Source organism: Aeromonas salmonicida, from assembly GCF_028355655.1.
In the GTDB taxonomy this organism is placed as follows: Bacteria; Pseudomonadota; Gammaproteobacteria; order Enterobacterales; family Aeromonadaceae; genus Aeromonas; species Aeromonas salmonicida.
Genome location: NZ_CP110645.1, coordinates 4,398,174 through 4,419,088, shown reverse-complemented (window position 1 = coordinate 4,419,088; position 20,915 = coordinate 4,398,174). Strand labels below are relative to the sequence as shown.

At 60.0% G+C, this 20,915-nt stretch carries 18 protein-coding genes; all 18 read left to right on the top strand.

All coding sequences use genetic code 11. From position 1 onward, the window contains the following. Positions 1-15 precede the first annotated feature (15 nt). Positions 16-1,236, top strand: coding sequence for an MSHA fimbrial biogenesis protein MshG (gene mshG / locus ONZ54_RS20575; RefSeq protein ID WP_271787042.1), 1,221 nt, complete (start codon positions 16-18; stop codon positions 1,234-1,236). A 235-nt stretch (positions 1,237-1,471) separates the two neighbouring features. Next, positions 1,472-1,933, top strand: a complete 462-nt coding sequence (locus tag ONZ54_RS20570) for a hypothetical protein (protein WP_058394768.1) — start codon at positions 1,472-1,474, stop codon at positions 1,931-1,933. A 77-nt stretch (positions 1,934-2,010) separates the two neighbouring features. Beyond that, the gene (locus ONZ54_RS20565) at positions 2,011-2,682 is read left to right on the top strand and encodes a type II secretion system protein (protein WP_059168883.1); all 672 of its coding nucleotides are present in this window, start codon (positions 2,011-2,013) and stop codon (positions 2,680-2,682) included. Positions 2,683-2,696: 14 nt separating this feature from the next. Next, positions 2,697-3,131 carry a prepilin-type N-terminal cleavage/methylation domain-containing protein gene (locus ONZ54_RS20560; protein ID WP_264304384.1) on the top strand — a complete coding sequence of 145 codons (435 nt, stop codon included), beginning with the start codon at positions 2,697-2,699 and terminating at the stop codon, positions 3,129-3,131. 52 nt (positions 3,132-3,183) lie between these two features. Further along, on the top strand, positions 3,184-3,672 hold the full coding sequence (locus tag ONZ54_RS20555) for a type II secretion system protein (RefSeq protein WP_271787041.1): 489 nt from the start codon (positions 3,184-3,186) through the stop codon (positions 3,670-3,672). Further along, the gene (locus ONZ54_RS20550) at positions 3,659-4,282 is read left to right on the top strand and encodes a prepilin-type N-terminal cleavage/methylation domain-containing protein (RefSeq protein WP_271787040.1); all 624 of its coding nucleotides are present in this window, start codon (positions 3,659-3,661) and stop codon (positions 4,280-4,282) included. Before ONZ54_RS20555 ends, ONZ54_RS20550 begins: the two co-directional genes overlap by 14 nt. Then, entirely contained in the window at positions 4,282-5,193 is a 912-nt protein-coding gene (locus ONZ54_RS20545) for a PilW family protein (RefSeq protein WP_271787039.1), read from the top strand. The genes ONZ54_RS20550 and ONZ54_RS20545 overlap by 1 nt, the downstream gene beginning before the upstream one ends. Then, the gene (locus tag ONZ54_RS20540; RefSeq protein WP_416995599.1) at positions 5,183-5,653 is read left to right on the top strand and encodes an MSHA biogenesis protein MshP; all 471 of its coding nucleotides are present in this window, start codon (positions 5,183-5,185) and stop codon (positions 5,651-5,653) included. Before ONZ54_RS20545 ends, ONZ54_RS20540 begins: the two co-directional genes overlap by 11 nt. Then, positions 5,650-9,297 (top strand): DUF6701 domain-containing protein, encoded by a 3,648-nt coding sequence (locus ONZ54_RS20535; protein ID WP_271787038.1) that lies wholly within the window; start codon positions 5,650-5,652, stop codon positions 9,295-9,297. Before ONZ54_RS20540 ends, ONZ54_RS20535 begins: the two co-directional genes overlap by 4 nt. A gap of 204 nt (positions 9,298-9,501) precedes the next feature. Continuing rightward, positions 9,502-10,542, top strand: coding sequence for a rod shape-determining protein (locus tag ONZ54_RS20530; protein ID WP_005308111.1), 1,041 nt, complete (start codon positions 9,502-9,504; stop codon positions 10,540-10,542). A 42-nt stretch (positions 10,543-10,584) separates the two neighbouring features. Further along, a complete protein-coding gene (gene mreC / locus ONZ54_RS20525; RefSeq protein WP_017412500.1) occupies positions 10,585-11,475 on the top strand; it encodes a rod shape-determining protein MreC in 891 nt (296 codons plus the stop codon). Further along, a complete protein-coding gene (gene mreD / locus ONZ54_RS20520; RefSeq protein WP_005316354.1) occupies positions 11,475-11,960 on the top strand; it encodes a rod shape-determining protein MreD in 486 nt (161 codons plus the stop codon). The genes mreC and mreD overlap by 1 nt, the downstream gene beginning before the upstream one ends. 100 nt (positions 11,961-12,060) lie before the next feature. Beyond that, entirely contained in the window at positions 12,061-12,648 is a 588-nt protein-coding gene (locus tag ONZ54_RS20515; protein ID WP_058394774.1) for a Maf family protein, read from the top strand. Positions 12,649-12,742: 94 nt separating this feature from the next. Beyond that, positions 12,743-14,212, top strand: a complete 1,470-nt coding sequence (gene rng / locus ONZ54_RS20510; RefSeq protein ID WP_005316349.1) for a ribonuclease G — start codon at positions 12,743-12,745, stop codon at positions 14,210-14,212. Continuing rightward, positions 14,213-18,112 carry a YhdP family protein gene (locus ONZ54_RS20505; RefSeq protein ID WP_271787037.1) on the top strand — a complete coding sequence of 1,300 codons (3,900 nt, stop codon included), beginning with the start codon at positions 14,213-14,215 and terminating at the stop codon, positions 18,110-18,112. Between the two features lie 49 nt (positions 18,113-18,161). Beyond that, the gene (locus ONZ54_RS20500; RefSeq protein ID WP_271787036.1) at positions 18,162-18,482 is read left to right on the top strand and encodes a Dabb family protein; all 321 of its coding nucleotides are present in this window, start codon (positions 18,162-18,164) and stop codon (positions 18,480-18,482) included. A gap of 29 nt (positions 18,483-18,511) precedes the next feature. After that, positions 18,512-19,345: a carbon-nitrogen hydrolase family protein gene (locus ONZ54_RS20495; RefSeq protein WP_271787035.1), complete on the top strand. Its 834-nt coding sequence runs from the start codon at positions 18,512-18,514 to the stop codon at positions 19,343-19,345. A gap of 84 nt (positions 19,346-19,429) precedes the next feature. Further along, entirely contained in the window at positions 19,430-20,878 is a 1,449-nt protein-coding gene (tldD, locus tag ONZ54_RS20490) for a metalloprotease TldD (protein ID WP_271787034.1), read from the top strand. Positions 20,879-20,915 lie beyond the last annotated feature (37 nt).

Sequence of the window (20,915 nt, the reverse complement as noted above, 5' to 3'; positions counted from 1 at the left end):
TGTGCGGAGCGCGGCATGAATACCTTCGCCTACAAGGGTCGCGACAGTCAGGGCAATGCCGTCAATGGCGTGGTCGATGCTGCCAACGAGATGGCTGCCGCCGAGCAGCTGATGCGCCGTGGCGTTATGCCCACCGAACTCAAACTCGGCAAGGCGAAATCCGCGGCCATCGACTGGTCTTTGCTGCTGGAAGGTGGCGTCAAGCTGGACGAGCTGGTGGTATTCAGCCGCCAGATGTACGCCCTGACCCGGGCAGGCATTCCCATACTGCGTGCCATCGCTGGCCTGGAAGAGACCGCCCACAGCAAGCCGCTCAAGCGGGCGCTGCATGCGCTGGGCGAGGATCTCGGCAACGGTAGGCCCCTGTCCAGCTCTATGCAGGCGCACCCCAGAGTGTTCAGCAGCCTGTTCGTCGCCATCATTCACGTTGGCGAGAACACGGGTCAGCTGGAAGAAGCCTTCCTGCAACTGGCCAACTATTTCGAGCTGGAGCTGGAGACCCGCAAGCGGATCAAGACCGCCATGCGCTATCCAAGTTTCGTGATGGTTGCCATCGGCATCGCCATGGTGATCCTCAATATCATGGTGATCCCCGTCTTCGCCGGCATGTTTGCCAAGTTCGGGGTCGAGCTGCCGCTGGCCACCCGCATTCTGCTCGCTACCTCCCACTTTTTCGTCAACTACTGGTGGCTGCTGCTCGGCATGCTGCTGGCCATGGTGTTTGGCTGGCGGCGCTGGGTTGCCACTGTCAAGGGCAAGCTGACCTGGCACAGATGGCAACTCAAATTGCCCATTGTCGGCACCATCATCGAGCGCTCCCTGCTGGCCCGCTTTGCGCGCAGCTTTTCCATGATGCTCAAGGCTGGTGTGCCGCTCAATACCGCACTGACCCTGGTGGCCGATGCGGTGGACAACGCTTATATGGCGGGTCAGATCCGCGACATGCGGGCCGGTATCGAGCGGGGCGAGAGCCTGCTGCGCACCGCCGGCAGCAGCGGTCTGTTTACGCCCCTGGTGATGCAGATGATAGCGGTGGGGGAAGAGACGGGTCAGGTGGATGATCTGTTGCACGAGGCGGCTGAGTATTACGAGCGAGAGGTGGATTATGACCTCAAGAGCCTGACCGCCCGTATCGAGCCCATCCTGATCGGGATCGTAGCCGTCATGGTACTGGTGCTGGCACTGGGTATCTTTACGCCCATGTGGGACATGATGAGCGCGGTGCGCGGCAAATAAGCAGGTATCTTTACCCTCCCGATGGTGGGACATGCTGGACGCTGTAAGGGGTAAATAATGATCTTTCCTCCTCCTGGTGGGGGAATGATGAGCGCGGTGCGCGGCAAGTGATGATCTTTACTCCTATTGGTGGGGAGAATGATGAGCGCCATACGCGGAAAATAAGCAGACTCTTTATTTCAGCGTAGGGGCCTGATGCGGAGTGGATGATCAACAGGGTGCGGGAGAGGTGCGGTTGAACAGACAGTCACAACAGGATGATCGCTGGCTGGGAGGGTATCGACGGATGGCCGTGCTGATCTTGCTGTTGATCATGGTGGCGACCCTGGCCCAGAGCTATCGTAGCCACAGGGCCGAGGCGCTGGCCCTCAGCCTGACCCTGCTGGGGGAGCAGTTTGCCGAGCGGGTACAAAGGTTGCACGGTCTCTGGCTGGATCAGCGCCGTCCCGCCGTCCTGCATGCAGATGGGGTGGCCTGGCAATTCGATGCCAGGGGCTGGCCTCTGGGTGTTGATGCGCTGCTGGCCCCTTCGGAAAATTGCCGCCAGCTCTGGTCGTCGATCATTGGCACACAGAGCCAGGCCCTGCCGCCGTTGCAGGCCATGGCGAGCCGAGATGGCACGGGATGCGAGTTCGGGTGGGAAGATAATTGGCTGATTTATCAATTTTATGATGGCAGAGTGACACTAAAGCCTTGAATGAGGCCGATAGTGTGGTTCAGTTAAATGATTTTTTTATATCTGCATGAAATAATGCGGGTTATTACGGAGGGACCATGGCAACAAATCGAATGGCACCAAGACATCCCGCGTCGATGATGACGAGTCGGGCAGCCGGTTTCTCGTTGATCGAGCTGGTGATCGTCATCGTTATCCTGGGGATACTGGCGGTGACCGCCCTGCCTCGCTTCCTCGATGTGACCGATGAAGCCAAGAAGGCCAGCGTGGAGGGGGTCTCTGGCGGTTTCGCCACTGCGGTTTCGCTGGTACGGGCCCAGTGGGAGGCAGAAGGACGTCCCAAGGAGGACGGTCAGAACACTGTGCTATATGACGGCTCTCGTTTCTATCTGACGACCCCGACCGAGACGCAGGTCAGCAATGGTGAGCTCTCGCCCGGCTATCCCATGGATACATCGGCAGGGGGCGGCATAGATGTTGATCCGGCCAACCTGACAGCCCAGCGCTGTCTCAAGATTTGGGAGGGATTATTACAGAACCCACCCAAGGCTACCGCCAGCTTCAGCGAGGTGAGCGGTAGCGGCAATGACCTGAAATACTATGTCAGTGTGACCAATAATGGCCTGGACTCGGTCTGCCGCTACTATCTGGTCAATAGTTTGAGTAAGGGTAGTGATGGCAAGTATCAGGATCCGCAAGGTAGTACTGATGCATTCATGAGTTTCAGTTACCGTCCGGCTTCCGGTCAGGTGACCACCAATATCAATTGACAGAGGATAGTAAAATGAAAAAACAGGCGGGTTTTACCCTGATCGAGCTGGTCATAGTGATCATCATTCTGGGCATTCTGGCAGTGACCGCTGCGCCCAAGTTCCTGAATTTGCAAGGTGATGCTAGGGAAGCTGCTGCACAAGGGGTACAGGCTGCTGTCAGCAGCTCTGCCCAGCTGGTCTATAGCAAGTCAGCCTTGGAAGGGATTGAGCGTGCTTCTTCTGGTGCAGTCAGCAGCAGTGACGGCACCAATATTGATGTTGTGTTCGGCTATCCGGCGGCAACCGATACAGGTATCAAGAATGCAGTCACCATTGACGGTTCCTGGAGTGGTAAAGTGTCTGGTGGTGCCTATGTCTTCTCGACCAGTAGCTCCCAATGTACAGTGAACTACACCGAAGCATCAGAAACTTCCGCCGCTTCTACTACCCTGGCTGGCTGTAACTGATGGCGTTAGGCGAGGCCAAAAACCTCGCCTTTCTTTTCAATGAGAGAGTCTGATGCGCAGAGGCTTCACCCTGATAGAACTGGTGATCGTGATCCTGTTGCTCGGGATTCTGGCCGCCTTTGCCGTGCCCAAGTGGCTGGGTAAAGGCGGCTTTGAAACTCAAACCGTACGCGATGAGCTGCTGACCCGGCTGCGGCTGGTGCAGACCGTCAATATGCATGAAGCCACCAATCGCTGTACTCAACTCATTGTTGTCTCCCCCCGTTTTGCCCACCGCACCTATGCCGCCTGTCCATCCAGCGATGGTCTGGTCAGTGGCTGGAGCGACAATTTGCGTACTCGTGGCCGCCTGGTTACCCCCTCAGCCGATATCGCTGTCACCCTGAATGGCAATACCCACTTTGTACTGCATTTTGATCAAATGGGCCGCCCACAAGGGGATTGCTCCACAACCAATGGCTGTACCCTGCAGGTAACGGATGGCCGCGAAACGGGCCGCATCAAGATAGAGCCCGAGGGGTATATCCATGAGATCCCCTGATCGCGGTTTTACCCTGATAGAGCTGATTGTCGGCATAGTGCTGCTGGCGGTGGCGCTGACCGGCATTCTGGGGCTCTTGATCAATCAGGCGCCCCAGGCCGTGGATCCGGTGCAGCAGGTGCGTGCCGCCCAGCTGGCCCAGCGTCTGGCCGGCGAGATGCTGCAAAAGTCGTTCGATGAGCAGTCGGATCATAACGGTGGCGGCTATCGCTGTGGTGAGACCTTCAATGGCCAGTTTTATGGGGATTGCAGCTGCCCTGTCGGTGTGGCATGCACCCAGCGGCCTCCCGCTCCGGCCATCACCGGTTGGCAACCCAGTGCCTATGGCCCCGATGGCGAGCCAGCGCCTTATGCCTACAACGATGTGGATGACTTTGATACCGCAGGCAACTGGGTGGATGCCAATCGGTTTACCCAGACTGCGGCGGGGATCAGCGGCGAGGAGTATCGCAACTACCAGGTGAAAATTACGGTGAGCGGGGTCGATTTCAGCGATGGCACCTTCAAGAACTGCACTGCCCCCTGCTCTGTGGGCAAACGCATCGACCTACAGGTCAAGCTGCCGGATGAGAGCCTGCTCGACTTCTCCTTCTATCGGGGGAACTACTGATGGGTCGGCCTTGCGATCGTGTCCGAGTGTCCGATCCTGCTTCCGATGTCCGATTACGCCGGCAGGCTAATCGAACCTGCGCCAGACTTGGGCGTGCCAGCGGTTTTACCCTGGTCGAGCTGGTGATGGTGATCCTGCTGCTCGGCATAATGGCGACCTTTACCAGCCAGTTTATCGGCATTGGCAGCCAGATCTATGGGGATGCCAGCAGTCGCGAACAGCTGATGAGCGATGCCCGCTTCGCCATGGAGCGGCTCAACCGTGAAGTTCGCGATGCGGTCCCCGGCTCGGAGCGGATAGAGACGACAGATGGAGTCTGGGTCGACGCTGGCCCTTGCCTGAGTTTCTGGCCCATCAGCACCTCCAGCCGTTATATCACCCTGAATCGTGCGATATCAGGTAGCAGCGCCACCCTGGAGCTGGTGATGGCAACCCCGGCCTCTGCTGCCAATCCACTGGATGTGGATGCCACCGCCGTCAAAAAAGATGACCAGCTGATCGTATTCCCTGTGCCGGACAAAAATGCCGGCTCGCTCACGGCAGGCTGCGATTATGGCCGCTGCGTAGCCAAGGTCACTGATGTGCTGGCTCCCGTATCCGGGGCGCAAACCATTCGCTATACCAGCGCCGAGAGCCTGGCGGGCCTCTCGCCTGGCAGCCGAGTCTACTTTGCCAACCAGCAGGTACGTTACTGTGTGGAAGGGAGCACGCTCACCCGTACCACAGCTCCCATTGGTGCATCTTTGCCTGCGCAGGGCGTGTTGATGGCAGATTCCCTTCGTATTGGCGCTTTCTATCGGGAAACCTCTGCGTTTAACGCTGAAGGGGAGTTTGGCATGCGTTTTGTGTTCGAGCGCAAAGGGGAGTCAGTCACCTTCAACCACAAGATAGAGGTGCTCAATGTGCCCTGATACACAGGCTCTTGGACGCATGCGTGGCAGTGCCCTGATGATTGCCCTGTTTGTCATTGTGGTGATGGCGCTGCTGGCGGCTGCCATGGGCCGCTTTCTGGTAGACAGCAGCGAGAAAAATGCAGTGGAGGTGCGCAGTGTGCGCGCCTTGCTGGCGGCACAGAGCGGGCTGGAGATAGCCTTGTATCAGCTGTTTCCCAATAGACCGACACCGCCATCACCGCTTGATCGCTGCGAGTGGGTACTCTCATCACCTGTGTTTAATGGCAATTCTGGACTGGCTGGCTGCGAGGCAAGGATCAGTTGCGTGCAACTGCCCGTGACCTATAACGGAGAGGTGACCAATGGCTACCGTCTGCTCAGTGTCGGCTCCTGTGGTTCTACCGATCTCGGCAGCGCCAACCCGGATTTTGCCGTGAGTCGCACTCTGGCCGTTGAAGCCTATGATGGAGGTTTATGATGAAATGGCTATGGGCGCTGGCCCTCTTCACTGGCCCGGTCTGGGCATTTGACCCCATCGACACCAGCACCTTCTTCCCTGCCGTGGTACAGGGTCATCATGGTGACAACAACAATACCTGCCACCAGATCAGCGGCAACCAGCTGAGCCAGCTCAACAATCCCAAGATCAATGGCACCGGCGGTCTGCCGCTCAATTTCTGTTCCATCCTGCCCGATCAGAACAATACGCCCCGTTGCGATAACGGGGCTGGCGGTTACAAGGTCTGCGCCATCACCGGCAGCGATATTCGCGGCCTCCCGATGGCAACGGGGAACAACAAGTTCCCGACCATCACCTCTGTGATGCCGCTTCTTTGCCAGCAGGGCCAGCAAACCGCACTCTTCTCGGACTACGGGTCTGTCACGGTCGAGAACTGCACCGTGACTTTCCCGAGCCGCAGCACCTACCAGATCAAATCGCTGAGTGTACGCAACAACGGTGTGCTGGTGCTGGGGGATGGGGATTACTTTATCGACTCGCTGATCCTCGACAATGCCACCATCCGCCTGTCCGGCAACGGCACGACGCGCATTTTTGTCAATCAGGACGTGAAGCTGCTCAACACGGTCAGCGTCAACAGCAATGGTCAAGGGAGTCTTATCTGGGTTAATTACGGCAACATGGTGCTTGATAACGCCACCACATTTTATGGCTACCTCTACACCGATGGTCGTTTGACCATGAACAACAATGCCACCGTTTATGGGCGGGTGACGGCCCGTTATCTGAGCATGGATGCCCAGTCCAGCATCAACGACTATGCCGTTCCTCCTCCGCTGACCTGCTTTGCCGACGGTTTTGACAGCGCCCAGATCAACCCGGACAGCTGGGTGGTGGCCCAGCGCAACAACAGTACCTTGCCATCGGTGCAAAATGGCCGCCTGCGCCTCACCCAGAACGTCACCGACCAGGCCACTTCGGCCACCTTCCAGCGCCTCTTTCCGGGAGCCGGCAACCTGGTGACGGTCGAATTCGATCAGTTCGCCTACAAGACCTTCGGCACGAGCGGGGCGGACGGCATGGCTGTGGTGCTCTCGGATGCCACCCTGACGCCGCAGCCGGGGGCCTTTGGCGGCCCGCTGGGCTATGGCTACAAGACTGGGATCAGCGGCTTCGCGGGCGGCTGGCTCGGGGTGGGGATCGACGAGTACGGCAACTATGCCAACGAAGGGGGCAACTACAACTGGGGGTCCCGTCCTCAGGCCGTTTCCATCCGTGGCTCGGGTTCTGGCACCTCCGGCTACAACTATCTGGCCGGTACCGTCAGCAACCTGAGTCCGTCCGTCGACAGCGGCATCAACGGCAATCGCCCCCACCGCTACCGCATCACAGTCGACTCCCGGACGACTGGCAGCTCGCTGGCGAAAGTCGAGCGGGACACCGGCTCGGGTTATGGCACCCTGGTTGGTCCCATCAACATGGCGAGTCAGGCCGGCCAGGCGGCGGTGCCTGCCAATTTCCTGCTCTCCCTGACCGGCTCCACCGGTTCGGTGACCAACTTCCACGAGATCGACAACGTGCGGATCTGTGCCCTGCGATCCAACCCGGTCGGCGTACAGATAGACCACTTCCAACTCGAGCATTCCGGTCAGGCGCTGACGTGCAATCCGGAGACGGTCACTATCAAGGCCTGTGCCGATGCGGCTTGCAGCTCCCTTATTACGGACCCTGTTACGGCGACCCTGAGTCTGACGCCGACGTCCAGCAGCAATGGTTGGGTCGGCGGCAATACGGTGACTTTCAGTGGCGGCTCCACCACGGTCCAGCTTCGCAATAACACCGCCTCGGCGGTCACTATCGGAGTATCCGGCTCGACCCCGACCACCAAACCATTCAGTACTACCTTGTGCAAGTCAGGCAATGGCACCCCCAGCGTGGCAGCCTGTACCCTGAGTTTTGCCGACAGCGGCTTTTTCTTCGACGTGCCGGATACCTACTCCAATCAGCCGCAGACGGTGACCATCAAGGCGGTCAAGAAGAGTGACGTGACCAAACAGTGCGTACCCGGGTTTGCCAGCCAGAGCAAGAGCATCAAGTTCTGGGGCAGCTACATCTCTCCGACCAGCAACCTCAGCAACAGCAAGATAAGTGTCAACAGCAGCGTGCTTGGCACCAGTCAGGGGACTGCTGTCCCCGTGTCCCTGGCGTTTGATGCACAGGGGCAGTCGACCATGACGGTCAAGTATCCGGATGCAGGCAAGGTACAGCTGGATGCCCGTTATGATGGTACGGGCAACGAGGCGGGTCTGGTGATGCTCGGCGCGGATCAGTTCGTGGCGCGTCCTGTCGGCTTGTGTATTACACCCCCGCAAGGCGTATGTGCGGTAGGGAATGCCAGCTGCCCGGTCTTCAAGAAAGCGGGAGAGACATTCCAGGTAGATATCAAGGCGATGGCCTGGGAGTCGGCCAATGATGGGGATATCTGCGCGGGGAATCAGACAACCCCCAATTTTGTGCTCAACGGCATTGGCTTGGGCAGCACCCTGGTGGCGCCAAGCCCAGGTACCAATGCGACAGTGGGAACCACCACCTATAACCATGTTGCTGCGACCAACAGTCTCAACAGCGTCAACCAGACGGTGAGCGAGGTGGGGGTATTCAGGATGACGGCGACACCGCTCGCCAGCAACTACTTCGGATATACCATCCCTTCTGCTCAGAGCCAGCCGGTGGGTCGTTTTATCCCCGCTGATTTTGAGCTGGTCAGTGGCGACATAGTGCCTGCCTGTAGCGTCTTCTCCTACATGGGCCAGCCATTCGGGGTGACGCTGGATATCATTGCCCGCAATGTGGCGGGGGGACAGACCCGTAATTACACCGGCGACTTTGCCAAGGGAAATGCTTATATCACCACCGCCAATAGCAAGAATGGTACTTCTCTATCGAGCCGCTTGCGCAGCCTGCAACCTCTGCCCTGGCTAGATGGGCAGGCGGCGTTCAGCGGCAGCAGCGAGTTTGTTCGCCTCTCCGATACCCAGCCGGATGGCCCCTTCAAGGCACTGCTGTTTGGCCTCTATATGCAGGATAACGATGGCGAACGCACCCTGATTGCCAGCCCCGATTTCAACGATGCCGTGGTCGGCAATTGCAGCGGCAGTGGCTGCAATGCTCGTCTGATCGACAGTGTGCCCATGCAAGTCTATTTCGGTCGCCTGCTGGCAGGTACGGGAGCAGGCCTGGCCTCTGCGCCGTTAGCCGTGCCGTTGCAGATGCAATATTACGAAGCGGGCAACTGGCAGTTGAACAAGCTGGATCAATGTACTCAGCTCTCTTTGGCCAATCAGGGGTTCACTTTCCTCAATCCGAGTCACACCTTTGATGCGGCTACCCAAGACCTGAATCTGGGCGCCAGTCGCAAGATCAGGCTGGGGCTGGGGGATCCGCCCCCGGGAGTTATGTCGGCTACAGCCAAAGATGGTGAGATCCTGTTCCAGTTTGCCAAGCCGGATATCTCGGTACGCATTCCCTACAAGGTCGATTTGTCAAAACAGCCGGCTCAGCCGCTCTGGTTATCTGACCCCGTTAGCCTGCAAGGTGAGGCCATTTTTGGCTCCAGCAGAGGTAATGACAGAATTATTTATCGGCGTGAAGTGATGCAGTAGCGGAGGCGGGGCAGCGGATCTTCGGGATCTTCCCCCCTATCTTCTTGTTTATTAGCGTTTGTCGGCTTGTGCGAGTGAGTGATGACTCGCATTTTTGTCGCGACTGATTGATTGGCGACAGTTTGAGCGCTTGCCCATTGGGGTAGGCATTGGTAAAGTTAGCCGGTTTTCTGCACCTCCAAATTCTTAGGATTTCCCGTAGCCATGTTCAAAAAGCTCAGAGGCGTCTTTTCCAACGATCTGTCGATCGACTTGGGAACTGCCAACACCCTGATCTACGTAAAAGATCAAGGGATCGTCCTTAACGAACCCTCAGTTGTCGCCATTCGCCAAGAGCGCGGGAACGCCAAATCGGTCGCTGCCGTCGGTCATGCCGCCAAGCAGATGCTGGGTCGTACCCCAGGCAACATCTCCGCTATCCGTCCGATGAAAGACGGCGTCATCGCCGACTTCTACGTGACCGAGAAGATGCTGCAGCACTTTATCAAGCAGGTTCACGACAACAACTATTTCCGCCCCAGCCCCCGTGTACTGGTGTGCGTGCCGTGTGGCTCTACCCAGGTAGAACGCCGCGCCATCAAGGAATCCGCACTGGGCGCTGGCGCCCGTGAGGTTTACCTGATCGACGAACCCATGGCTGCCGCCATCGGTGCCGGCTTGCCGGTCTCCGAAGCGACCGGTTCCATGGTGGTCGATATCGGTGGCGGTACCACTGAAGTGGCCATCATCTCCCTTAACGGCGTGGTTTACTCCCAGTCTGTCCGTATCGGTGGCGACAAATTTGACGAAGCCATCATCAGCTACGTCCGTCGCAACTACGGCAGCCTGATTGGGGAAGCGACCGCCGAGCGCATCAAGCACGAAATCGGCTCCGCCTATCCGGGCGAAGAGGTGCGCGAGATCGAAGTCCGTGGTCGCAACCTGGCCGAAGGTGTGCCGCGCAGCTTTACCCTCAACTCCAACGAGATCCTGGAAGCGCTGCAAGAGCCGCTGTCCGGTATCGTCTCCGCCGTTATGGTGGCGCTGGAGCAGTCTCCGCCGGAACTGGCGTCCGACATCTCCGAGCGCGGCATGGTGCTGACCGGTGGTGGCGCACTGCTGAAGGATATCGACCGTCTGCTGATGGAAGAGACCGGCATACCAGTCGTGGTTGCCGAAGATCCCCTCACCTGTGTGGCCCGTGGCGGCGGCAAGGCGCTGGAGCTGATCGATATGCACGGTGGCGACCTGTTCCACTACGAATAAGACCCAAAGCCGGCCAGCGCGCCGGCTCTTTTTTGACGACCCATGAAACCCATTTTTGGTAGAGGCCCTTCGCTTCAGTTACGGTTGTTTCTCGCCGTCATCATCTCCATTGCTGCCATCGTAGCGGACTCCCGCTTCGGTGTGTTTACCCACGTCCGCGTCTACCTCAGTTCCCTTGTCAGCCCGTTGCAATACATAGCCAATGCACCAGGTATCATGCTCGATACCATGTCGACCCAGGTACAGACCCGGGCAGGCCTTATCGAGCAGACCAAGCAGCAGGAGCAACAGCTGTTCACCCTGCGCTCGCGCCTGCTCAAGATGGATCATCTGGAGCACGAGAACCAGCGTCTGCGTGAGCTGCTCGGTTCGCCGGTGCACAAGGAGTCCCGCAAGATGGTGGCCGAGCTGCTGTCTGTGGATTCCGACCCCTTCAGCCATCAGGTGCTGATCAACAAGGGGGCGCTGGACGGTGTCTATAACGGCCAGCCGGTGATCAACGATCAGGGGGTCATAGGTCAGGTGCTGCACGTGGGGTCCACCACCAGCCGCGTCCTGCTTGTGACCGACTCCAGTCACGGCATTCCGGTGCGGGTGCTGCGCAATGACCTGCGCGCCATTGCCTCCGGCAGCGGCGAGCTGGACAAGCTGGAGCTGCGCAACCTGCCGCGCAACACGGATGTGCAGGTTGGCGATCTGCTGGTCACCTCCGGGCTCGGCGGCCGCTTCCCGGAAGGTTATCCGGTAGCGACCGTGACCCGCTCCGACTATGTGGAGGGCAAACCCTTCGCCCAGGTCGAAGCCAAGCCGCTGGTGGCACTGGACAGATTGCGCTACCTGCTCTTGCTGTGGACCGACAAGAAACCTGATGTGCATGATGATGACGTGGCGCCAGCCGCGCCGGCAACCTCGGCAGCGGGAGCAACACGCTGATGCTAGAACCCGCCAGTGGCAGGATCTGGATCTGGATCTCGATCCTGCTGGCTCTGTGCCTGTCGATCCTGCCGCTTCCCTTTCAATTTGAACCCTTCCGTCCGGACTGGCTCGCCATGGTGCTCATCTACTGGGCGCTGGCCTTGCCGCACCGTACCAACGTCGGCTCCGCCTGGGTGGCGGGCCTGCTGCTGGATGTGCTGCTGGGCAGCACGCTCGGCGTGCGGGCCATGGCCATGGCCATCACCACCTATCTGGCGGCCTTCCAGTTTCAGAAGATCCGCAACTTCTCCCTCTGGCAACAGGCGCTGATCATCGGCTGTCTCTCGCTGGTGGGCAAGGTGACCATCTTCTGGGCCGAGCACCTGTTCAGCCGTGCCAGCCTCAATTTCGCCTACTTTTGGTCGACCCTGAGCACGATGCTAATATGGCCCTGGGTTTTTCTGGTCTTGCGCAAGGTGCGCCGTCGCTTCAATATCAAGTGAATATGAGCAAAAACAACGAACTACAACTTTACCTCAGCTCATTAAGCGAATATGAATAAGCACAGCGAACTGCAACTCTACCTCATCTCATTAAGCGAATATGAACAAGCACAACGAACTGCAACTCTATCTTGCCTCGGGCTCGCCCCGCCGCCATGAACTGCTCGCCCAGCTGGGCTACCGCTTCGAGGTACTCAGACTGGACGTGCCAGAGCGGCGTGAAGAGGGTGAAAAGGCACAGGATTATGTCTGTCGCCTCGCCCGCGACAAGGCGATGGCCGGGGTGGCCGCCGCCCCGACCATGCTGCCTGTGCTGGGTGCCGACACCATAGTGGTGCTGGGTGATCGGGTGCTCGAGAAGCCCTCCGACCTGCTCGACGCCAAAGACATGCTGGAAGCGCTCTCCGGCAAGGTGCATCAGGTGATGACGGCGGTGGCGCTGGCTACCCCGGATCGCTGCGATGTACGACTGGTCACCACCAATGTGGCGTTTCGCAAGCTGGATGAGGCCGAGATCGAAGCATACTGGCGCACGGGCGAGCCCTGTGACAAGGCCGGTGCCTATGCGATCCAGGGGATTGCCGGCAAGTTTGTCAGCCGGATTGAGGGGAGCTACAGCGCCGTTGTCGGTCTGCCCCTGCTGGAAACGGATCTGTTGATCAAGCATCATCTGGAACAGGTCCGATAATTTTTCGTCAGCTGTGCTCTGCTGCGTTCTCCCTTGCGCGCGTTGTACCGGATTGGCTTTATAGAATTCAAAACTGGAACAGGCAAGGTAACTTATGTCGGTAGAACTGCTGGTGAACGTCACCCCCTCCGAAACCCGTGTCGCCCTGGTCGAAAACGGTCTGCTGCAGGAAGTGCACGTAGAGCGTCAGGCCAAGCGTGGCATAGTGGGCAATATCTACAAAGGCAAGATCAGTCGGGTGCTGCCCGGGATGCAGGCGGCTTTCGTCGATATCGGCATGGACAAGGCGGCGTTCCTGCACGCTTCCGACATAGTGCCGCACACCGAGTGTGTGGCGGTGAAGGAGAAGGAGCAGTTCCAGGCCGGCAACATCGCCGAGCTGGTGCGCCAGGGCCAGGACATCATGGTGCAGGTGGTGAAAGATCCGCTGGGTACCAAGGGGGCCCGCCTCACCACCGACATTACCCTGCCGTCCCGCTATCTGGTGTTCATGCCAGGCAGCGCCCACGTCGGTGTCTCCCAGCGTATCGAGTCCGAAGCGGAGCGCGAGCGCCTCAAGCGTACCGTGGCCGGTTATGTGGACGATCTGGGTGGCTACATCATCCGTACCGCCGCCGAAGGGGTGGGTGAGCAGGAGCTGGAACAGGATGCCGCCTTCCTGAAACGCCTGTGGCGCAAGATCCTGGAGCGCAAGCACAAGTATCCTCCCTGCAAGATCCTCTACGAGGATCCCAGCCTGGCATTTCGGGTGGTGCGCGACTTCGTCGGTGCCGAACTGGACAAGATCCGGGTCGATTCACGCCAGAGCTTCGATCAGCTCAAGCGCTTCACCGAGGAGTACGTGCCCGAGCTGGCCGGCAAGCTGGAGTATTACCCGGGCGAGTCGCCGATTTTCGATCTCTACGATGTGGAGAACGAGATCCAGCGCGCGCTGGAACGCAAGGTAGAGCTCAAGTCCGGCGGCTACCTCATCATCGACCAGACCGAAGCCATGACCACTGTGGACATCAACACGGGCGCCTTTGTGGGTCATCGCAATCTGGAAGAGACCATCTTCAATACCAACGTCGAGGCGACGGCGGCCATCGCCCGCCACCTGCGCCTGCGCAACCTCGGCGGCATCATCATCATCGATTTCATCGACATGCAGTCGGAAGATCATCGCCGCCGTGTACTGCACAGTCTGGAACAGGCGCTGGCCAAGGATCGCGCCAAGACCAACGTCAACGGTTTCTCCCAGCTCGGTCTGGTGGAGATGACCCGCAAGCGCACCCGCGAAAGCTTGGAGCACGTGCTCTGCTCCGAATGCCCCGAGTGCAAGGGGCGCGGTCGGGTCAAGACGGTGGAGTCGGTCTGTTTCGAGATCCTGCGGGAGATCATCCGGGTCAACCGCGCCTATGATGCGGATCAGTTCACCGTTTACGCCGCACCGGCCGTGATCGACTATCTGCGCGGCGAGGAGTCCCACAGTCTCGCCGAGCTGGAGGTGTTCATCGGCAAGCAGGTCAGGGTGGTGAGTGAACCCCTCTGTGGTCAGGAACAGTTTGATGTGGTGATGATGTAATTGGTCTATCGCTGGTTGAGTCGGGGCTGGTTGGCCCTCGGGGTCTTCTTCGTGCTGCTGGCCATTCTGGTCAGTCTGGTGCGCTTTGGCGGCCCATTGCTCAATCAGCACAGACAGGCACTGCTCGATGCTCTGCTGGCCGACAATCAGCTGGAGGCCAGTGTTGAACACATAGGCCTGGACTGGACCCAGCGCGGCCCGGCGCTCGAGCTGCAACAGCTGGCGATAGCGCCGGATTCGGGTCGCTTCGCCCTGCGTCTTGGCAAGGTGTGGGCTCACCTCGACTTCTGGCGCTCCCTCAATGAACTCAGGCCCGTGTTTGGCCAGCTCATACTGAGCGATGGCGACATAGCGCTGGATCTGGCTCAGTCCGCCGATACCGATACCCGTGGCGGCGTCGATCAGCAGCAGGCGTTGCTGCGCTTCTTGCTCACCCAGCTCTCCACGTTCGATATTCACGATACCCGCCTCAGCCTGACGACGGCGCTGGGGGAGGTGCGGGCCCTCGATATCGCCCAACTGCGCTGGCAGAACCGCGGCAAACGCCATCAGGGGGTCGGCAAGGCCTATCTCATCAACGGGGTGGGCGAGAGCACCATAGATCTCATCCTGGATGTGGATACCCCCGAGGTGCGGCTCGATCGCTTGCGGGGCCAACTCTATCTCGGCGCCAGCCAGTTCGACGTCAGCCCCATGCTGGCGCGGATCCACGCCGGTGAGCCCAAGGTCGCCGGCCAGCTCGATTTCCAGCTCTGGAGTGAATTTGCCGACGGTCAGCTGGGAGAGTCCCTGCTGGCGTTTGGCGACAACTACCTGATCTGGAAGGATGAGAAGCAGGATGTCATGCACCGCCTCGGCCTGCAGGGTGGCAAGATCCAGCTGCGCCGGGATGGTGAGGAGTGGCAGCTCGCCAGCCATGACATGACCTTCAAGCTCGATGGCAAACCCTGGTTGCGCAGCCGCTTGCAGCTCGAGCGGATCGGCTCCCGCATCCAGGGTTATGTGCCTGCCATCGATCTCGATCAGGTCGCCAACCTGAGCCAGCTGGTATCGGGTCTCTATCCCGCCCTGACCGACACCCTCAAGCGCACCCAGCCCAAGGGTCAGCTGCAGGATCTCATTTTGCAGGCCGATGCCGGCTGGCGTGGGCTCTCTCTCAGCGGCCGGCTATCCCACATCAAGGTCAGCGCCTGGCAGGATGTGCCCGGCGTGCAGGATCTCAATGGTGAATTCTGGCTGACCCCGACGGGGGGTAGTGCCCGACTGGCCCTTGCCAATGACAAGGTGGATCCGGCCCGCCACTTCAAGGAGCCGATCCCGGTGGACAGCTTCTCGGCACGGCTCGACTGGTGGCAAGTCCCGCAGGGCTGGGTACTCTATGGTCAGGATGTGGCGCTGGACAACCCGGATTTGCGCCTCGACAGCCGCTTCAGGATGGATCTGTTCGAACATACCTTCCTCGCGCTGACAGGCCGCATCGACGTCAAGAATGCGGGCAACGCGGATCGCTACTATCCGTTGCAGGTGATGGACAAGAGCCTGGTGGATTACCTGAGCGGCGCCATCAAGGGTGGTCAGGCCAAGGGCGCCGACCTGCTCTGGTACGGCGAGTTCAAGGATTTCCCCTACAGCAAGGGCGAGGGCATCTTCCAGGTGGCGGTTCCGCTCGAGCAGGCGACTTTCCAGTTCTTCCCCGGTTGGCAACCCCTCACCGACCTGCAGATCGATCTGCTGTTCCAGAACGCCAGTCTCGACATGAACAGCCGTTCCACCCACCTTGGCAAGGCCAGCTCCGACTCGGTCCATGCCTGGATCCCGGATCTCTATCCCGGCGCCCATCTCTATGTGGATGCCAAGGTAGAGGGTGAGGGCAAGGCCATCAGCGACTACCTGCAGGACTCTCCGCTGGGGGATTCCGTCGGTCAGGCGCTGCGGGAGATAGAGATCCGCGGCCCGCTCAAGGGGTCGGTCAAGCTGGATATTCCCCTCGATGGTGAAAGCGAGGTCAAGGCGAGCGGCGATGCCCTGTTCAACAACAACAAGGTGCGGGTCGCCAGCCTGGATCTGCCGCTGGAGCAGGTACAGGGGCGCCTCGAATATGACAACGAGCAGACCCGGTTCAGCAACCTCAAGGCCAGCCTGTGGAACCAGCCGCTGACCCTGGATTATCAGGGCAAGCAGCTGCCGAACCGCTATCAGGTGGATCTCAAGTTCAAGGGACAGTGGGACAGCCGCCGCGAGCAGCGCAAGATTCCCGCCCTCGATATCCTCAAGGGGCGCAGCAACTGGGCCGGTACCCTGGGGCTGACCCTGCCCAATGACAAACCGTTCAGCTTCCAGCTGGCGATGGATTCCAACTTGCAGGGCATGGCGCTGGATCTGCCGCTCCCCCTGACCAAGACAGCCAACAGCCGATTGCCGCTCAAGGTGACAGTGCGCGGGCGTGATGGCAGTGCCGACATTCGCGCCGTGCTGGGGGCCGATGTGGATTTGCAGAGCCGGCTGGTTTATGGGGACGGGGTTCCTTACCTCAGCCGGGTCAGGGTGAACATAGGCCAGCCGGGGGCACGGGTGCTGCGGGACAAGCCCATGCTGCTCGCCATCAACCAGCAACAGGCCGATGTGGCTGGCTGGCTGGCCAGACTCAAACAGTGGGTGCCTGCGAGCAGTGCGCCGAGCGGCGGTGCCGTGGTTGGTCCTCCTTTCCTGCCGCCGGAGTGGTGGGTGGATGGCCAGCTGGCCCGCGCCGATATCGGCAGTGCCAATCTCAAGGCGGTGCACTTCACCGTGGGCCCGGTCAAGGACGCCACAGAGGTGATGATCGACAGCCCGGACGTCATGGGGGTGATCCGCCTGCCGGTGACTGATCGCCAGCCCATCGATGCCAAATTCGCCCGCATCCATTGGTCCGGCAAGAGTTCGGATCTGAGCCCAGAGCCTGATGCGCGGCAGGACAAAGCCATCATGGATGCCATTCCCTGGCTCACCTTCAGCTGCGTGGATTGCCGCTTCGGCGAACTGCCGCTCGGCGAGGTGAAGGGAGAGCTGCTCCCCGGGGCCAACAAGCTGAGCCTCAAGGGGCTGGATATGCGGCTGGCGGGGAGCCAGCTGACGGGCACAGTGGATTGGCTGGCTGAGCCAGGCAGGATGCAGACCCATGCCAGAGCCAAGATCACCAGTAAAAACAGTGAATTGCTTCTAAAACGGATCGGCTATACCTCACCCATTGGCGATGCGCCCGGCAAGATGGCACTGGATCTGAGCTGGAGTGATGTGCCCTACCGGCTGAGCCTGCCGACCCTGGCTGGCAGCGCCAACTATCAGCTGGAGGGGGGCACGCTGCGGGAGGTCAATGACAAGGGGGCGCGACTGCTCTCCCTGCTCAGTCTCGACTCCCTGCTGCGCAAGTTGCGGCTCGATTTTCGCGATGTGTTCGACAAGGGCTTCTACTTCGAATCCATGTCCGCCTCGGCCAAGATCAAGCAGGGGGTGATGGATAACAAGGACTTCTACATGAAGGGGGCCGCGGGCAACCTGCGTGGTGAAGGCATCGCCGATCTGGTGCGCTGGCGGCTTGACTACGAGCTGAGCTTCTCCCCCAATCTGGGCGGCACCCTGCCGGTGGTGGCGGCCTTCTCGCTGACGCCGATCACGGGTCTTTATGTGCTGGCACTCTCCAAACTGCTGGAGCCAGTGGTGGATGTGGTGACCCGCATCGATTTTAGGGTTGAGGGGCCGCTGGACAATCCCAAGCTGATCGAGGCCGGGCGAGATAGAGCCCGCATAAAGCTCAACCAGCAGCAGAAACAGGCGGTGGATACGGTAGCGCCCAAGTTGCCAGCCGCCGAAGTCACCCCCTTCCTGCTGAACCCGCAACCAGGGAGTCCCCGTCAGCCCTGATGCTGGCGCCAACCCTTGTCTCGACCTGCTTACGCTCAAGGAGAGAGCCATGATCCGACATATTCTGCTGATTGCCTTCAAAGCGGGCACCCAGGTTGACGATATTGCCGCTGTCAGGGCGGCTTTTCTCGGCATACCCGCCAGGGTTAATGGCGTGGTGGCGGTCGAGTGGGGGGAGAATGACAGCCCCGAGGGGCGCGCCGAAGGCTTTACCCACAGCGTCTTGATGACCTTTGCGGACGAGGCGGCCCGTCAGCGTTACCTGCCCCATCCGGATCACGAGGCCCTCAAGGCCATCTTCCGTCCCGTGCTGGACCGTATCATAGTGCTGGATTACACACTGCAAGCCAAAGACGCTGTCAGCCTCTGACGGCTTGCACCAAGGACAAGGAGCGCGTTATGTGGTTAGCCGCAATACAGCTGGTATCCGGCCGTCACTGGCAGGATAACCGGGAGCAGATCGCCGCCGAGCTGGCGGCGCTGCCAGCCGGGCGTCCCTTGCTGGTACTGCTGCCGGAAAACTTTGCCCTGTTTGGCGAGCGGCAGGGCTATCTCGATGGTGCTGAACGGATCGGTGAGGGCCCTATCCAGCAGCAACTGGCTGCCTGGGCCAAAGAGTACGGCATCTGGCTGGTGGCGGGTGCCATGCCCACTACTATCGCAGGTTCATACCATATCCATACCAGCTCGCTGGTGTTTGACCCGGCAGGGGAGCTCAGGGGGTATTACCACAAGATCCACCTGTTCGATGTGGACGTGGCCGACAATCAGGGGCGCTATCGGGAGTCGGAAACGTTCAGTCCTGGTCAGGACTGCGTGCTGATAGACTCCCCCTTTGGTCCCCTCGGCCTCTCTATCTGTTATGATTTGCGCTTTCCCGAACTCTATCGCCAGCTGGCCCGCGCTGGTGCCAGGGTGTTGCTGGTGCCTGCCGCCTTTACCGCCGTGACCGGCGAGGCGCACTGGGAGCCGCTGCTGAGGGCTCGCGCCATCGAAAATCAGTGCTATGTGGTGGCTGCCAACCAGGGGGGCACCCATGAAACCGGGCGCCATACCTGGGGCCACAGCATGGTGATCGACCCCTGGGGCAGGGTGCTGGCATGCCAGCCGTCGGGCCGTGCGACCGTGCTGGCTGCCATGGATCCCGAGCTGGGCGACGAATTGAAGCGAACCATGCCAGTGCTGCAGCACGCCCGCCTGTTGTCGGCGGGTCAGGTCTCTGACAACGAATGAACAAGGCACGCCCCGCGTGCTGACCCAGGCCGCTATGGCATGGGATCTTATTGTGAAATCCCGGATCGGGAGTGGAGAGAAAGATTGAGTCTATTGAGCCAGGTTAGTGCCTCCCTGTTGGCCCCGAACGACCTCGATGAAGGGCGGCTGCAGCAGCTGCTCGGCAGCCTGATGAGCCACCAGGTGGAGTTCGGCGATCTCTATTTCCAGCGCAGCTGGCACGAGTCCTGGATGCTGGAGGACGGCATCGTCAAGGATGGCAGCTACAACATCGACCAAGGGGTCGGGGTACGCGCCGTCAGTGGCGAGAAAACCGGCTTTGCCTACTCCGACGAGCTGAGCCTGCTGGCGCTGCAACAGTCGGTCACTGCTGCCCGCGGCATTGCCGCTGCCGGTGCTCAGGGCAAGGTGAAGGCCTGGGCTCGTACAGAGGCCAACCTGCTCTATCCGGCCATGGATCCCCTGCAGACCCTCGACAAGCACCAGAAGATTGCCTTGCTGGAGCAGATGGACAAGTTCGCCCGCAGTCTTGATCCCGTTATCAATCAGGTGATGGCCTCCATCAGCGGTGTCTATGAAGAGATACTGGTGGCAGCCACCGACGGTACGCTCGCTGCTGACATACGCCCCCTGGTTCGGCTGTCGGTGACCGTCATCGCCGAGAAAGGTGAGCGCCGCGAGCGTGGCAGCGCCGGTGGTGGGGGTCGTTGTGGTTATGACTATTTCCTGGAGCTGGACGGGCTGGAGAGCCGCGCTTTTGGCTATGTGCGCGAGGCCGTGCGTCAGGCGCTGGTCAACCTGGAGGCCATTGATGCTCCCGCTGGCACCATGCCGGTGGTACTCGGTGCCGGCTGGCCCGGCGTGCTGTTGCACGAGGCCGTGGGCCACGGCCTGGAGGGGGACTTCAACCGCAAGGGCTCGTCTGCATTTGCCGGCCGCATCGGCGAACAGGTGGCCTCCAAGCACTGCACCATAGTCGATGACGGCACACTGCTGGGTCGGCGAGGCTCCGTCTCCATCGATGACGAAGGGACGCCGGGCGGCTACAACGTCTTGATCGAGAACGGCATCCTCAAGGGTTACTTGCAGGACAAGCAGAACGCCCGCCTGATGGGGGTTCCGCTCACAGGTAACGGCCGTCGCGAATCCTACGCTGCCATGCCGATGCCGCGCATGACCAACACCTATATGCTGGCGGGTCAGTACGATCCGGCGGAGATCATCGCCTCGGTGAAGAAGGGTATCTATGCTCCCAACTTCGGCGGTGGTCAGGTAGATATCACTTCCGGCAAGTTTGTCTTCTCCGCCTCCGAGGCCTACCTCATCGAGGATGGCAAGATCACCACTCCCATCAAGGGCGCGACCCTGATAGGCAATGGTCCGGAAGCCATGAGTCTGGTTTCCATGGTGGGCAGTGATCTGGCACTGGATCGTGGTGTCGGCGTCTGCGGCAAAGAGGGACAGAGCGTGCCGGTCGGTGTCGGCCAGCCCACACTCAAGCTGGATCAACTCACAGTGGGCGGCACCCAGTAAGGGGTTTAACCCACTACGTTGTCAATGACCCCGGCCA

What these genes read in the sequence shown, in the direction of transcription:
- ONZ54_RS20555 (WP_271787041.1), top strand. Translation starts at nt 3,184, where the DNA reads ATGCGCAGAGGCTTCACCCTGATAGAACTGGTGATCGTGATCCTGTTG.
- rng (WP_005316349.1), top strand. Translation starts at nt 12,743, where the DNA reads ATGTCGGTAGAACTGCTGGTGAACGTCACCCCCTCCGAAACCCGTGTC.
- mshG (WP_271787042.1), top strand. Translation starts at nt 16, where the DNA reads ATGAATACCTTCGCCTACAAGGGTCGCGACAGTCAGGGCAATGCCGTC.
- ONZ54_RS20535 (WP_271787038.1), top strand. Translation starts at nt 5,650, where the DNA reads ATGATGAAATGGCTATGGGCGCTGGCCCTCTTCACTGGCCCGGTCTGG.
- ONZ54_RS20565 (WP_059168883.1), top strand. Translation starts at nt 2,011, where the DNA reads ATGGCAACAAATCGAATGGCACCAAGACATCCCGCGTCGATGATGACG.
- ONZ54_RS20500 (WP_271787036.1), top strand. Translation starts at nt 18,162, where the DNA reads ATGATCCGACATATTCTGCTGATTGCCTTCAAAGCGGGCACCCAGGTT.
- ONZ54_RS20495 (WP_271787035.1), top strand. Translation starts at nt 18,512, where the DNA reads ATGTGGTTAGCCGCAATACAGCTGGTATCCGGCCGTCACTGGCAGGAT.
- mreD (WP_005316354.1), top strand. Translation starts at nt 11,475, where the DNA reads ATGCTAGAACCCGCCAGTGGCAGGATCTGGATCTGGATCTCGATCCTG.
- ONZ54_RS20560 (WP_264304384.1), top strand. Translation starts at nt 2,697, where the DNA reads ATGAAAAAACAGGCGGGTTTTACCCTGATCGAGCTGGTCATAGTGATC.
- ONZ54_RS20540 (WP_416995599.1), top strand. Translation starts at nt 5,183, where the DNA reads ATGTGCCCTGATACACAGGCTCTTGGACGCATGCGTGGCAGTGCCCTG.
- mreC (WP_017412500.1), top strand. Translation starts at nt 10,585, where the DNA reads ATGAAACCCATTTTTGGTAGAGGCCCTTCGCTTCAGTTACGGTTGTTT.
- ONZ54_RS20550 (WP_271787040.1), top strand. Translation starts at nt 3,659, where the DNA reads ATGAGATCCCCTGATCGCGGTTTTACCCTGATAGAGCTGATTGTCGGC.
- ONZ54_RS20545 (WP_271787039.1), top strand. Translation starts at nt 4,282, where the DNA reads ATGGGTCGGCCTTGCGATCGTGTCCGAGTGTCCGATCCTGCTTCCGAT.
- ONZ54_RS20515 (WP_058394774.1), top strand. Translation starts at nt 12,061, where the DNA reads ATGAACAAGCACAACGAACTGCAACTCTATCTTGCCTCGGGCTCGCCC.
- ONZ54_RS20530 (WP_005308111.1), top strand. Translation starts at nt 9,502, where the DNA reads ATGTTCAAAAAGCTCAGAGGCGTCTTTTCCAACGATCTGTCGATCGAC.